Annotated in this window: 14 protein-coding genes; 5 read left to right on the top strand and 9 right to left on the bottom strand. The window is 34.4% G+C overall.

Features of this window, described 5'->3' with window-relative positions:
* Position 1 precedes the first annotated feature (1 nt).
* From AC1RPJ_RS04490 to recX, 6 genes are all read right to left on the bottom strand, one after another.
* Positions 2-748, bottom strand: coding sequence for a sugar phosphate isomerase/epimerase family protein (locus AC1RPJ_RS04490; protein ID WP_481761628.1), 747 nt, complete (start codon positions 746-748; stop codon positions 2-4).
* Positions 749-764: 16 nt separating this feature from the next.
* Positions 765-1,022 carry a hypothetical protein gene (locus AC1RPJ_RS04485; RefSeq protein WP_481761517.1) on the bottom strand — a complete coding sequence of 86 codons (258 nt, stop codon included), beginning with the start codon at positions 1,020-1,022 and terminating at the stop codon, positions 765-767.
* A 231-nt stretch (positions 1,023-1,253) separates the two neighbouring features.
* The gene (locus AC1RPJ_RS04480) at positions 1,254-2,234 is read right to left on the bottom strand and encodes a LacI family DNA-binding transcriptional regulator (protein ID WP_481762409.1); all 981 of its coding nucleotides are present in this window, start codon (positions 2,232-2,234) and stop codon (positions 1,254-1,256) included.
* 160 nt (positions 2,235-2,394) lie between these two features.
* The gene (ntdP, locus tag AC1RPJ_RS04475; protein WP_481761519.1) at positions 2,395-2,952 is read right to left on the bottom strand and encodes a nucleoside tri-diphosphate phosphatase; all 558 of its coding nucleotides are present in this window, start codon (positions 2,950-2,952) and stop codon (positions 2,395-2,397) included.
* 82 nt (positions 2,953-3,034) lie between these two features.
* On the bottom strand, positions 3,035-4,156 hold the full coding sequence (gene mutY, locus AC1RPJ_RS04470) for an A/G-specific adenine glycosylase (protein WP_481761520.1): 1,122 nt from the start codon (positions 4,154-4,156) through the stop codon (positions 3,035-3,037).
* On the bottom strand, positions 4,153-4,962 hold the full coding sequence (gene recX, locus AC1RPJ_RS04465; RefSeq protein WP_481761521.1) for a recombination regulator RecX: 810 nt from the start codon (positions 4,960-4,962) through the stop codon (positions 4,153-4,155). Before recX ends, mutY begins: the two co-directional genes overlap by 4 nt.
* Positions 4,963-5,067: 105 nt before the next feature.
* Between recX and rlmD the strand changes: the two genes are divergently transcribed.
* Positions 5,068-6,465, top strand: coding sequence for a 23S rRNA (uracil(1939)-C(5))-methyltransferase RlmD (gene rlmD, locus AC1RPJ_RS04460; protein WP_481761522.1), 1,398 nt, complete (start codon positions 5,068-5,070; stop codon positions 6,463-6,465).
* A gap of 39 nt (positions 6,466-6,504) precedes the next feature.
* Here rlmD and AC1RPJ_RS04455 read toward each other — a convergent pair whose 3' ends face one another.
* The 3 genes from AC1RPJ_RS04455 to AC1RPJ_RS04445 form a co-directional block, all read right to left on the bottom strand.
* The gene (locus AC1RPJ_RS04455; RefSeq protein ID WP_481761523.1) at positions 6,505-8,217 is read right to left on the bottom strand and encodes an N-acetylmuramoyl-L-alanine amidase; all 1,713 of its coding nucleotides are present in this window, start codon (positions 8,215-8,217) and stop codon (positions 6,505-6,507) included.
* Positions 8,218-8,282: 65 nt separating this feature from the next.
* Positions 8,283-9,383 (bottom strand): glucosaminidase domain-containing protein, encoded by a 1,101-nt coding sequence (locus AC1RPJ_RS04450; protein WP_481761524.1) that lies wholly within the window; start codon positions 9,381-9,383, stop codon positions 8,283-8,285.
* 90 nt (positions 9,384-9,473) lie between these two features.
* The gene (locus tag AC1RPJ_RS04445; RefSeq protein WP_481761525.1) at positions 9,474-10,325 is read right to left on the bottom strand and encodes a competence protein ComK; all 852 of its coding nucleotides are present in this window, start codon (positions 10,323-10,325) and stop codon (positions 9,474-9,476) included.
* Between the two features lie 258 nt (positions 10,326-10,583).
* Between AC1RPJ_RS04445 and AC1RPJ_RS04440 the strand changes: the two genes are divergently transcribed.
* The 4 genes from AC1RPJ_RS04440 (at position 10,584) to AC1RPJ_RS04425 (ending at position 13,093) form a co-directional block, all read left to right on the top strand.
* Positions 10,584-11,147: a sigma-70 family RNA polymerase sigma factor gene (locus AC1RPJ_RS04440; protein ID WP_481761526.1), complete on the top strand. Its 564-nt coding sequence runs from the start codon at positions 10,584-10,586 to the stop codon at positions 11,145-11,147.
* A 99-nt stretch (positions 11,148-11,246) separates the two neighbouring features.
* Positions 11,247-11,447 carry a DUF1659 domain-containing protein gene (locus AC1RPJ_RS04435; RefSeq protein WP_409022133.1) on the top strand — a complete coding sequence of 67 codons (201 nt, stop codon included), beginning with the start codon at positions 11,247-11,249 and terminating at the stop codon, positions 11,445-11,447.
* 22 nt (positions 11,448-11,469) lie between these two features.
* A complete protein-coding gene (locus AC1RPJ_RS04430; protein ID WP_409022132.1) occupies positions 11,470-11,697 on the top strand; it encodes a DUF2922 domain-containing protein in 228 nt (75 codons plus the stop codon).
* 103 nt (positions 11,698-11,800) lie between these two features.
* The gene (locus tag AC1RPJ_RS04425) at positions 11,801-13,093 is read left to right on the top strand and encodes an APC family permease (RefSeq protein ID WP_481761527.1); all 1,293 of its coding nucleotides are present in this window, start codon (positions 11,801-11,803) and stop codon (positions 13,091-13,093) included.
* Positions 13,094-13,101: the final 8 nt, after the last annotated feature.

The following is a 13,101-nucleotide window of genomic DNA, read 5'->3' as shown; positions in this document are numbered from 1 at the left end:
GCTAGTCCTCAATTTCTTTTTTTAATAACACTATCTGGGATTGAATTAACGCTTTGTTATCCATCGGATATTCAAGAGCGAAAGCCACTTTTTTTGGTAGATGGGCTAAAATAGCTCGCCAATCAAACATTCCTTCATCTAAATTTTTCGACGTCATTAAGTTTCCAGCATTATTAATAACGTTTTTCAAATGGATATAGTCCGTGTATTGTGAAAGCTCATCTGCACTCTGAATAGCATCTTGTTTCGTAAAAGCCCAATTACCAAGATCATAAACATAACCAACAGGCACATTTTGTCGTTTAGCACTTTCTAAAAATGTCGTTAATGCCTTAACACTGCCACTTAATGCAGTTTGATCATTTTCAACATTCATTGTTATTTTGTCTAAAGGAAATTCACTAAAAGCCTGCTTTAAATCTCCAGTAAATGCCGCAAAATTTCCAATATTAAATTTAATTTTTTTGATTCCCATAATTAAACCTTCTTGAAAATAAGTAACTAATTTAGGGTTTAACGTGCCATTGTCTAAAAAAACTTGATCAGGAACACTATAATTAACAATTAATCCGTATTGTTTTGCTTTTTTTGCAACTTTGGGTAATTCACTATCTAAATCTTTAAAATATTCACGTCTAACTTCGATACCGTCAACACTTAATTTTGAAACGCGATCAACCAATTCATCCTGTTTAATTCCATTTTCTACATCATTCTCAAAAATCCATGTATTTAAAATAACTGTCATCATTTTTCCTCCAATATTAATATTTATTGAGTTTCTTTACCCTATTCATTAATGTCTCAAAATTCATGTCCTCGAATTTTTCTGCATTTTTATTATCAAAATTTTCTCGTTCTATCTCGTTAAAATTTTCTGCTAAGTAATATGCCGTCAAATAGGCTGCAAGGTAATTCTTAGCCGTTTTCACCATGTTTTCATCCTCAAACTTAGCCTCTACAGTTGTAGAGGCAAAGCCCAACGCAAATTTATCAACATCTAAAAAAGTTCTTTTATCCATTTTTAGCGCCTCCAATTCATTATCTATTAACAAGTTAGGTAAACGTTTACATGGATAGTATATATGCAGTATTCCATAATTGCAAGTCTTAAATATAAATATATATTTCTAAACAAGGTAAACGTTTACTCCAGTAAGGTATCTAGCCTGTTTATTTTTTTAACTTTAAATTACATTTTAAGGACAATAAAAAAAGACTTACCCTTGAGCAAGTCTTTTCCATATTAGTATCTACTTAAATTCAGCAGGTATAATTATTTTTTTATTTTTCGTATTTGTTTCACCATTTAATTCATTCAACAATAATTCTGCTGCACTAGCACCTAGTAAAAAAGGATTTTGATTAATCAACGAAGTTCCTGAATTAATCGCTTTTATGACTTCAGTATCTGAAAATCCCGTTACCGCTACCCGTTGATTGACCATGAATCCATCAGCGATAATTTTAGGTAGTAAGTAAAGCAACCAACGTTCCTTCAACGCAAATACAAGCGTTCTTTTATCATCACGTATTAATCTATTTTTCAGTTCAGCATATGTTTGATTTAATTTTGTATCACCATCTATAACCTCAATCACCTTAGTGTCTGGACTGACCGAATTAATTCCGTTATACCGCTCTTCCCGAGTTGAAATACCTGTCACTTCACCAGTAATGATAATGACTTGATCAAATCCTTGATTTAGATAATATCTTGTTACTTGTTGGCTAATATCAAAGTTATTTGTAACAACATTAGCTAAACTAGAATCAGAAAGTTCACGATCAACAATAACAATGGGCATGTCTCGTCTAACCGCATCCCTTAAATCGGCTTCTTTTCTAAGTATTGGTTGCATGATTAGTCCATCAAACGATTTTTCGCCAATAATTTTAAGGATACCTTGTTCTTTATATTTATTAGAATCGGAATCAAATAAAACCGCTGTATAACCTTGTGCATCTAAAATTGAGCTAATACCTTTAAACATTTCTGTGGCAAAATAATCATCCACATCTGAAACAATTGTAGCAATCATTCGACTTTTTTTTGTAATCATCTGTCTAGCCGCGTCATTAGGGACATAGTTTAATTCTTTAATCACATTTTGGACTTTCAATGCTGTCTCTTTAGACATACGCTCTGTTTTACCATTCAAAAAACGTGATACAGTTGCGATTGAAACATCTGCCTTACTTGCAACATCTTTTATATTCGCTTTAGTAGCCATTTTTTCATCCATTCATTAATTATATTATTTCGTCTAGTTTTCCTTTTATTCCGTTGCTAAACTATCTATATATTACCATACTGCTCAATTTATTAGAAAATACCTCACTAAAATAGTAAATAAAAAGGATAATTCTACTTAAAATTCAGAATTATCCTTTTTATTTATTATTTTCACGTTCCGCTAGTTCGAGGTAACGATTGTACCAGATATCTATATATTCTTTAGAAAATGGCCCTTTCCCGTTATCTATCCAGTCCACAAGTGTTCGGACGTTATACTTCAATATCTTATCGATATCGTCAGAATATTCCCATTTTTTCCCGTGTTCTGCATATTCATCTACATCCAATAACCGTTTCTCACCATCTGGGAAAACTTTGACATCTAAATCATAATCTATATATTTCAAAGCTTCCTTATCTAACGTGGCTGGTGAAGCCAAATTACAATAATAAGAAACGCCGTTATCACGTATCATGGCTATAATATTAAACCAATAGTGTTTATGAAAAAAGATAATTGCTGGTTCTCTGGTCACCCATCGCCGGCCATCTGCTTCGGTCACCAATGTATGATCATTACACCCAATAATCATATTCTCACTTGTTTTCAACACCATCGTATCACGCCATGTTCGATGCAAACTACCGTCGTGTTTATAACTCTTTATGGTAATGAAGTCGCCCTCTTTAGGCTCCTTTGACTGATTACTCATCTCTACCAAAACCCACTTTCTAAACACGTAGTGCATTTTACATCGATTGCATGAATATTATACCAAAAAAAGAACTATTTTACTAAAATTTATTTGAAGAAAGGCTGATATATTTGTCCCAAATTTTTTGTTGTACTTTAGGAACTGCAATCTGGTCAAAATCTTTTTCAAGTATGAATTCGCCAGGAAAATAACTTAAGTCAAACGATTTACTTTTCACGGTAAATAATTCAATTAACCATTTTTGATGGGTAAAGGTATGTTTTACGACGGAACCTTCTAATGCTGAAAAAATCAACTTATGGTTCAAATTATCTTGGCTCCATTGGCCTAATTTTATAACTAAATCATCCGTTAATAACACGTCTCCTGGTTTGTCTTCCAGTTCTTCCAGCTTAATTAAAGGAAACGCTAATAAATTTGCGAGCATCCCTTTACTAGAACGTTTCTCAAATAAATACCCTTTTTTTGTTTCAATTATCAAAGCAATATAGGGCATTTCAACTGGTCGCGGCTTCTTTGATTTCACTGGATAATCAAGTTCTTTACCATCTAAATAAGCTTGATTAAACGACTTAACTGGAGAATGTTCAGAATCTGGATTCTTAGCACTCATGTAACTTGAACCCAAATCCATGACAGCTTGGTTAAAGTCTCCAGGTCTTTCTTTAGAAATAATTTGTTGAATGACTTTTTCAAAAATAAGTCGGGTCTGTGGTTTCGCAATATCATCTTCTATCTCAAATAAGCGTGAAAATACACGAAAAGCATTACCATCAACGGCAGGAACAACTTCGTTAAAAGCAATACTTGCGATTGCTCCGGCAGTATATGGCCCAATTCCAACTAAATTTTGCAGTTCCTTAGCTGTTTGCGGCCATTGCCCAGAATAATCTTGAACAACTTGTTTTGCTGCTTTTTGCATGTTTCGAACTCTTGAATAGTAACCGAGTCCTTCCCATGCTTTTAAAATACGTTCTTCTGGCGCATTAGCAAAATTTTCAACACTCGGAAACCATTCCATAAATCGTTCATAGTACGGAATAACCGTATTTACTTGTGTTTGTTGGAGCATAATTTCTGATACCCAAATATGGTAGGGTTCATGGTCTCTGCGCCAAGGAAGATCCCTTTTTTCACTATCATACCAAGTTAACAATGCCTCTTGAAAAGCTGTGATTTTTGCGTCATCCCACATTATCATTCAAGCGCCTCATCTTGTTCTTTCAGCTCAATATATTCATTAATATCATCAAACTGAAACCCTTTTTGAAATAGCCCCTGTTTAACTTTCATGGCGCGCTGACTACCTTCCAAGCGACGTTGCCGTTTCCAGACTTTATCCCCTTGTTTAACAAGTGCATCCCATTCGGCTTCGGGATCAATTTCAAGTTCTAAGGCATCCATTATTTGTGAAATGTCATCAGACTTAAAGCCTTTAGTCATTAATGCCTGACGAACCTTGTTCTTTAAATTACTAAACGATTGATCGTGGTAATGCTTAACTAATTTTTCGGCGACTTTAATTCCATTTTCTAATTGGTCATCAACTGGAAATTCTTCTAAGGCTTCATCAATACTTTCAGCTGCAACACCTTTTAATCGTAACTTTTGGCGAATGACTGTTGGTCCTTTATCCGACGTGTGCATCATTGTTCTAACGTAACTTTTAGCATATTCAAGATCATTTACTAATCTAAATTCATATAACTTTTCGATTGTTTCTTCAATCGCGTCTTCCGTAATTTCATGTTTCTTCAAATAATCCTTAATCTCTTTTACGGTTCGCATTTGCGTTGATAAATAGTTTAACGCTTTTGAATACGCTTTTGAACGATCATCTGCATCAGCAATTTGTTTAATTAATGCCTCATCTAATTCCATCCCTTTAGCAAGATGAAATGAAATAAGAACTTCTTCCCCAATTGGAAAAGCATATTTTTCATCCAGAAAGACATTATATCGTCCAGCACGTTTTTGTGTGGTTATTTTTGTGATTTTTTTTGTCATATAGACTCCTTTAAATGCTTATCTTGTTATTATATCTTTGAACTGCCAAAATGCCAATATTCCTGTGTTATAATAAGAAAAAAGCAATAAGGAGTTTATAAAAATATGTCAGACAATCAAGAATTTGGATCAGAAATTGAAGCCGGTTCACGTTTTCCTTTAACTATTAAACGCTTAGGTATTAATGGTGAAGGCATCGGCTATTACAAACGTAAGATTACATTCGTACCTGGTGCTCTTCCAGACGAAGTCGTTGTAGCAGAAGTCACTAGTGTTGCAGATTCTTATATCAACGCTAAAATTCATAAAATTCGTAAACAAAGTCCTGTTCGCGTTGAACCAAAAGACGCAACATACAGTGAAGTCGGCGGAATTGAATTAGAACATTTAAACTACAAAGGCCAATTAGCTTTCAAAAAAGATGTTATCGTACAATCTTTAGAAAGATATAAACCGCGTGGTTATGAACACTATGATTTAAAAGAAACTATCGGTATGCAAAATCCATATGAATACCGTAATAAAGCGCAATTCCAAGTTCGCGAAAAAGATGGTCACGTCATCGCTGGACTTTACAAACCAAAGAGTCATGATTTAGTAGACTTAAAAGAATTCAGTACGCAACGTCCTACAACAATGCTTGTTATTCGTCACGTTGTTGCGTTATTAGAGGAACTCGGAATTCCTATTTACAATGAAGAAGCTAAATCAGGTATTATCAAAACGCTTGTTGTTCGTGAATCTTTTGATACCGGTGAGGTTCAATTAACCTTCATCACAAACTCGGCAAAATTACCTAAGAAACGTGAACTAGTTATGCATATCTTAGAAGAATTACCTATGGTTACTTCTGTCATGCAAAATATCAACAAAGGTGAAACATCACTTATTTGGGGTGACGAAACCATTAATATCGCTGGCCAAGACTTCATCATGGAACGTCTTGGTAAAATGAAATTCAAATTATCAGCACGTGCTTTCTTCCAATTAAACCCAGTTCAAACTGGCGTTTTATACGATGAAATCAATAAAGCTCTTAACTTAGATAAAAATGAATCATTAGTTGATGCTTACTGTGGTGTTGGTACCGTTGGCCTTTATGTTGCCCATGGTGCTAAAGAAGTTCGCGGTATGGATACAACACCTGAAGCGATTGAAGATGCACGAGAAAATGCTGTTCTATCACATCAAGAAAATACCACATATGAAGTTGGTAAAGCTGAAGATATCTTACCTAAATGGTTGGAAGAAGGTTTCGTACCTGATGCCCTAGTTGTTGATCCACCACGTACTGGTTTAGATGATCAATTAATTGAAGCCATCAATAAGAGTCGTCCTAAAAAATTTGTTTATGTATCATGTAATCCATCGACACTCGCAAAAGATTTAGAATTGTTAACAAAATCATACCGCGTTGATTATATTCAACCCGTTGATATGTTCCCACAAACATCAAAAGTTGAAGCCGTCGTTAAATTATCACGTCGTTCTTCAGGAAAATAAAGCAAAAAAAGAAGCCATAAAATGGCTTCTTTTTTTGCTTTAACTATTCGTTCGACCAACTAAGACGCTACCATAAGCCCAATAGGTCTTTCCTGTTTCAATAACTGTAAAACGGTACATATATGAATCTTCTTTACCATTTTCTTTAATTGTAGCCATGCAATCTACATTAACTGCTTTACCTCTAATTGTAGCATCACTTGCTCTTCCTGTTGTTACTGATAAATATGCTGAATTATAAACATGATTATGCAAGTAGTAAGTGCTTGTCGTACTTACGGTTCCAGTCTGTTTAAGTGACTTATAAGTAATTGATTGATTAAATGTTAAGGCCTTTGAATAAACCCAATATTTATTTAATCCTGATTTAATTTGATACCAAGTTGTTCCTTGGCTTCTATTTTCTGCTCGAGCTAATAATTTCACTGTTTGCCCAGTTAATTGTGTTGAAGAACCATAGTTAACCGTATTATCAGTAGAGTTCTTAACTGAGTTATAAAGCATATATTTATTACTATTAACTTTTGCAGTTTCTGAACCAGATGCACTATGCATTTCTAAATTAACTAGTGCATCCTTATTGACTGCTCCTGTGTAAACCCAATGATCATCTGAACCAATTTTAATACGATACATCGTTGATTTAGCACCATTATAATCAGTTATAACGGCTTTTTGATTAATTGTATATGTTCTATTTTTATAATTGGCTGAATCACCTGTCTTTTTAGATAGATAATCTGAATTGTATACATGATCATGTAACTGATATGACTTACCATTAAATTTAGCTGAAACATTCATTGGTGAGTAACTTACTTTTCTTAATTTTAAGGCGTCACTATAGATCCAATATTTTGTGGATGTCCCTTTAACACGGACGCGATACCAAGTAGTGCTACCATTTTTAACACCACGCATATCTGCATACAATGTTTTACCGCTTAACTTGCTGCTTGAACCTTTATCGACTGCGCCGACCGTCCCTTTAACATGGTTATAAAGACGGTAACTTGTATTATTCATCTGAACAGTTTCTGATCCAGCTGCACTGTGATATGCGACCTTCACACCTAATTGTGTGTAGTATTCTTTGATTAAATCATACAAGTCTGACATTGAATATGACTCATTAAACCATTTATTACCAGATTCGCTATAGTAACCAACTGGATCACCATGATCAGTTGCACCTAAATACTTACTGACATCTGCATGTGCCCAAACTGTTGCGCCCGCTCCATGATTGCTAGCAGTTGCTAAACTTGGTTTCAACCCATATTGTTGTAAAATATAGGCAGTATAGTAGGCGGCATTATTAACTTCTCGTGCAAATGCCGACTTGCTATGAACACGCGTTTCTTCAAATTGCACGAAACGTTGGTTACCTTTAGGACCAGAGCCCCATGACATGACGTTCGTTTTTGCAATATTAATAATATTATGATCGTCAACAAAACTGTGCACAAATGCATTACCATAATTGGCTTTCATAAAAGCCATTTCACCATATATGGTAGATGATGGGTTAGCTGTTTCATGAACAACAACACCTTCTGGTTTACCTTGACGATAAGTCATATCATCGGTTGGAAAACCACCCCAGATAGCACTTGTAATCTCATTTGGTGCAATATGTTGAGAATGTATATAATTATTTACCTTTGATGAAGCCGAAACTGATTGATTCATTAATCCAGCCGCTACAATCCCCAAAACAATGGCAAAACCCATTACTATTTTTTTCTGCATTTTCAATAACTCTCCTATTTTTTTATTGCTATCCCTTAGCAATATTAGTTCAACAACCTAATAAATTAATGTTTATTAATGGCTCCCTTATAGACCCAATGATTAGTAGATCCAATTTTGACTCGGTACATCGTTGATTTAGACCCATTGTAATCAGTAATAATCGCTTTTTTATTAATTGTATAAGTTCTATTATTATGTGTTTTTGATTGACCTGTCTTTTTAGATAAATAATCTGAATTATAAACATGATTATGTAACTGATATGATTTATTATTAAAATTTCCTGTATTTTTTACTGTAGAATAACTTGTTTTTCTTAATTTTAATGCTTGTTTATAGATCCAATACTTCGTTGATGTGCCTTTAACTCTTACTCGATACCAAGTTGTGCTACCTTCTTTTACGCCACGCATGTCCGCATAGACTGTCTTACCTGTCAACTTAGCAGCCGCACCTTTATCACGACTACCTGCTGTTCCTTTAACATGATTGTAAAGACGGTAACCAGTATTAGCTACTTTGACTGTTTCAGAACCGGCTGCGCCATTATAAGCGACTTTAACGGTATTATCTAAACTAGCTAAATTATATCTAGAAATTAAGTTATTTAATTTTTTACCGTAGGCACTACTTGTCGAGTATTTTAAACTCAATGATGCTGTTGCTTTTTGATAAGTACTAGCTTTTTCACGCCATGTACCTGAGTAATACTTAGCATCCCAACTTACACCGTTACGTAAATGGTTGGCATAATCTTGAATAGATGCTTTAGCATTTGGGTATTTTTTAAATTTAGACACCGCATAATAAGCTTTCCCTTTGCTATTATATTCCAATGATTTAACTGAATATGATTGTCCCTTATAGGCACCCTTCATACCAAAAAAATTATTAGCCTTTTTTGCCAACGTACTTTGACCCCAAGAAGATTCAAGAATCATCTGTGATAGCATCACTGATGGATACAAGTTTTTATCTTTTGACACTGCTTGAATCGTTGGTCCATTCTTTTCAATGAGAGCCTTTGTTTGGGCAGTCGTGGCTGCCGTAACTGTTGATTCATTTTTACTTTGATTCCCAATTGGTAAGTTTATTGAGCTAAATCCCGTAATAGCAACAAATGTTACCGTAACTAATTTTGTTAACAACTTTTTATTTTTCATATTTCCCCCTATTTTTCCGAAATTATCAGCTTTAATTATATCAAATTTGCATGTCTAATAACGCCTTTTTCCGTTACATTATGATTACAATTAGTAACGCATAATGCCTCTATTAGTATGCGCCCAACTACACGTTTTTTTGATAATTGAGTCGTCAGGTGATTCATCAGAATACCCTTTCAACGTGTAGATGGCTAATAAATGCTTAACTTCCTTAATGAAATCTATTTTATCCACATAGGTATCACGTCTGTTCTGAACTAAAGATAAGATAGCATCATGATATCTAAATTGGGGTGTTGGATTTTCAAAACCAAGTTCTGCAGCTATTTTACTGGCCAAAGAAACTTGAATATCTGTAAAAAGATGCGCTAAATTTAATTGCTTTAGAAATTGCGAATACTTACTTTGAACTCTAATTCTTAATCCATTGTTGAAAAATAAATCAGTTCCATTTTCTACATCGGAAATATTAGCAAGATGGTGTCCTGCCGTCCATGAGGCATCCCGTTTTGATGGCCCACTATCTGGAAATAACTGATACATACCACATGTGTAAGGTAGAGCTTGTTTCTTTTCAACTAATGACACAATCGCACGCATTGCGACAAAAGTTAGAATTTTTTCATTAATCAAGCGATTCACAAAATTTGTTGTTGTGTATTTACATAATAAAATATCTTTATGCTTATCAAAAATAATGGATCGTAAATCATCCCGTCTGTGTGTTATATGGTGAATATACAAAGTTGTCTCCATGTTCACTTGATAGTTATCCGTTACAATTCCATGTTCTGTAAAAAAATGATCATCCGTAACGTCTATTATTGGATGATTCTCCAACAAGTTTCGCCAATATTGAGACCCAACAGTCAATAAGCGTGTTTCTGGATAATCTATAATTTCTTTAAAATCCCGTTCTAATTCATTCTCCAAGTTCAATAGCCTACTCCTTTTCTTACTTTCATTTAACAACTTATCCTATGTTACAGATTTAATTGTAACTAATCTTGTGTGAACTTAAGTCTAATTGTTAAGTTTATCTTAAGAAAATTAATAGTCTACCTTTAATTCTTAAATGCTCATCAAAAACCCATAAATACGCTCATTTCGTCGTCTATTTTAAAATTGAATAACCTCGTATTCTAATTAAGAACCTTGGCCAAGGGATCTTAAAAGAAACGAGGCAACTCTACTAATATGTCAAATCAAATAAACCCAGGTCTAGCTTTTCTACTGAAAAATGACCGTGAAAAACTTATCTTTGGTGTTCTAAAAAGAATGTCGATTAATCAATCGCATGCTTCATATGACGATTTCGTACAAGAAGCACGATTAGCATTCAGCGCTGCATATGACCAATACCCTAAAACTATTGAAGATAATGAACAAACTTTCATGGTTTACGCCTATCAACGTGTCTACTGGCGACTTCTTGATTTAATTAATCGACAATCTAATCAACAAACGCATTTAGAACCTAATAAGGATGATTCAACTAATCCAACTGATTCCATCATTGATTTAACCCTCCAAACACAAGATACTATCGCTGAAAAATTATTTACAGAACACCTTTTTAAATCACTCTATGACCTCTGTTCAAACGCCGAACAACATTATCTAGTCGATTGTTATATTAGACACAAAACAGTCACAGAAATTGCTGCCAGTCATCATGTTAGCCGTCAAACAGCCTATAACTGGCGTAATAGCGTCGGTCGGAAAGTACTTTTAGTCATTGCTCAAATGAATCAAGAATAAATATCAGTATTTGCTTTACAAAATGGTTAACCGATTCTTTATTATCTATGTAAGGCGTCGCGGCACTTATCAAATATAGACACACAAAGGAGAACATATATGAGTAAAACTTGGGTAAAAACAAACGTTATCGTTGAGGGATTAAGTTCTGACGGCTCTGAACGTAAACGTTCATTCGCTAACATTACTGAAAATGCCTCTAACGAAGCTATTGCACAACTCGGCGCTACAGTTGCTTCATTAACTGGTGATAACACCGTTAAAATGACCATCCGCACAGAATCAAGTCTTTTAGCTTAATCAAACCTAAGGAGGAAATTATATGAAACAATTAGATTTAGCATTTAAAAATGAAGCGGGTAAAACGCGCCATATGAAATTACGTTACGTTAATACAGATTTAGATCCAGCAACCGTTAAGAAAGCCATGGATGACATTACAGGTTCTGATTTATTCCATCGTGATAACGAAAAAATGTTCGTAACCCCTATCTCAGCACAATTTGTTGAAACCATTGAAACACCAATCTACACAAACGATTTAGTTTAACCGTAAAAGCCAACTTAATTGTTGGCTTTTTTTGTACCCTCATAGCACCTATCAATTGCCTTTTAACATCATATTGGCTATTCTAAAATTTAGGGGGATTGTAATGAATAAAATAGAAGATAAAAAAATGACGTTTTTCACGGTTTTCTTGTTAGGAATTAACGGTATTATTGGATCGGGGATTTTCTTATTATCTGGTAAAATTTATAATGATATTGGACCACTCAGTATCTTTACAATTATCGCTGCAGCATTAGCAGTCACCATGATTGTGCTCTGTTACGCAACACTAGCAAGTAAATTTTCGGAAGATGGTGCGGCTTGGTTATATGCCTATAATGCATTCGGTAAATTTACTGGTTTTCAAGTTGGTATATTTACTTGGATATTAGGCGTAGTGACTTTGTCAGCCGAAATTGCTGCGTTACTAACTGTCTTAAAAATACTTTTTCCAGCATTACAACAAACGCTTATTTATGATGTTTCAGCAATTGCCTTAGTCATTATTCTAGGCATCATTAATTATTTTGGAACAGCTATTCTAGATTTCGCAGACAATCTGTCTTCTGCAGCTAAAGTATTTATCATGTTACTCTTTATTATTGTCGGTGCTTTCTTCATTAAGGATGCTCATTTTACGCCCATGATTCCGACTGATATTCACAGTAACACTCAGTTATTTACGAAATTTAATACAGCATTTGGTGTCATTTTTTATATGTATACTGGCTTTTCATTTTTACCGATTGCTGCTGCTAAAATGGATAATCCGGAAAAGAATATTCCGAAAGCACTATTAAGCGTTATTGCAACGGTGACTTTATTATATGTTTTACTTCAAACGGTTGCCGTGGGTATCCTTGGCCCTAACTTAGGATCGTACTCATTACCAATTGCTGCGGCATTCAAAAGTATCTTTGGTCAGTGGGGTTATATGATCATTATCATTGGGATGTTGATCTCTATTCTTGGGGTTGCCATCTCAGTATCATTCAATACACCTATTGTGGCTGCATCGCTAGCAAATGAACATCAGCTTTTACCAAAAATAATCGGTAAGCAAAGTAAACACAATACACCGGTTATCGCAATCATTGTGACATCTATCACAAGCATCCTCCTGCTACTTAGCGGTAGTTATTTATTCTTAGTATCATGCATTGTCTTTGCATCGTTTGTCCAATATGTACCAACAATTCTAGCAACATTTAAATTCAATAATGATCCAAATTTACCAAAAGGTTTCAAATTACCAGGTGGTCCAATTATTCCAAGCCTTGCATTAATTATCTCACTTTACTTACTGTTAAGTTTTAATTGGAAAATCATCTTATTCGGCGTTATCGTGTTAGTACTAGGGTGTTTACTCTACTGGTTTGATAACCGAAAAAAATAACCATTGAT

The organism is Dellaglioa sp. CoH-57-MRSF-17, assembly GCF_056782015.1.
This window is presented reverse-complemented; position numbering and strand designations above follow the sequence as displayed.

Excerpts from the sequence above, each read along its gene's own strand:
- AC1RPJ_RS04490 (WP_481761628.1), bottom strand. The coding sequence starts at position 748 with ATGACAGTTATTTTAAATACATGGATTTTTGAGAATGATGTAGAAAAT.
- AC1RPJ_RS04485 (WP_481761517.1), bottom strand. The coding sequence starts at position 1,022 with ATGGATAAAAGAACTTTTTTAGATGTTGATAAATTTGCGTTGGGCTTT.
- AC1RPJ_RS04480 (WP_481762409.1), bottom strand. The coding sequence starts at position 2,234 with ATGGCTACTAAAGCGAATATAAAAGATGTTGCAAGTAAGGCAGATGTT.
- ntdP (WP_481761519.1), bottom strand. The coding sequence starts at position 2,952 with ATGAGTAATCAGTCAAAGGAGCCTAAAGAGGGCGACTTCATTACCATA.
- mutY (WP_481761520.1), bottom strand. The coding sequence starts at position 4,156 with ATGATAATGTGGGATGACGCAAAAATCACAGCTTTTCAAGAGGCATTG.
- recX (WP_481761521.1), bottom strand. The coding sequence starts at position 4,962 with ATGACAAAAAAAATCACAAAAATAACCACACAAAAACGTGCTGGACGA.
- rlmD (WP_481761522.1), top strand. The coding sequence starts at position 5,068 with ATGTCAGACAATCAAGAATTTGGATCAGAAATTGAAGCCGGTTCACGT.
- AC1RPJ_RS04455 (WP_481761523.1), bottom strand. The coding sequence starts at position 8,217 with ATGCAGAAAAAAATAGTAATGGGTTTTGCCATTGTTTTGGGGATTGTA.
- AC1RPJ_RS04450 (WP_481761524.1), bottom strand. The coding sequence starts at position 9,383 with ATGAAAAATAAAAAGTTGTTAACAAAATTAGTTACGGTAACATTTGTT.
- AC1RPJ_RS04440 (WP_481761526.1), top strand. The coding sequence starts at position 10,584 with ATGTCAAATCAAATAAACCCAGGTCTAGCTTTTCTACTGAAAAATGAC.
- AC1RPJ_RS04435 (WP_409022133.1), top strand. The coding sequence starts at position 11,247 with ATGAGTAAAACTTGGGTAAAAACAAACGTTATCGTTGAGGGATTAAGT.
- AC1RPJ_RS04430 (WP_409022132.1), top strand. The coding sequence starts at position 11,470 with ATGAAACAATTAGATTTAGCATTTAAAAATGAAGCGGGTAAAACGCGC.
- AC1RPJ_RS04425 (WP_481761527.1), top strand. The coding sequence starts at position 11,801 with ATGAATAAAATAGAAGATAAAAAAATGACGTTTTTCACGGTTTTCTTG.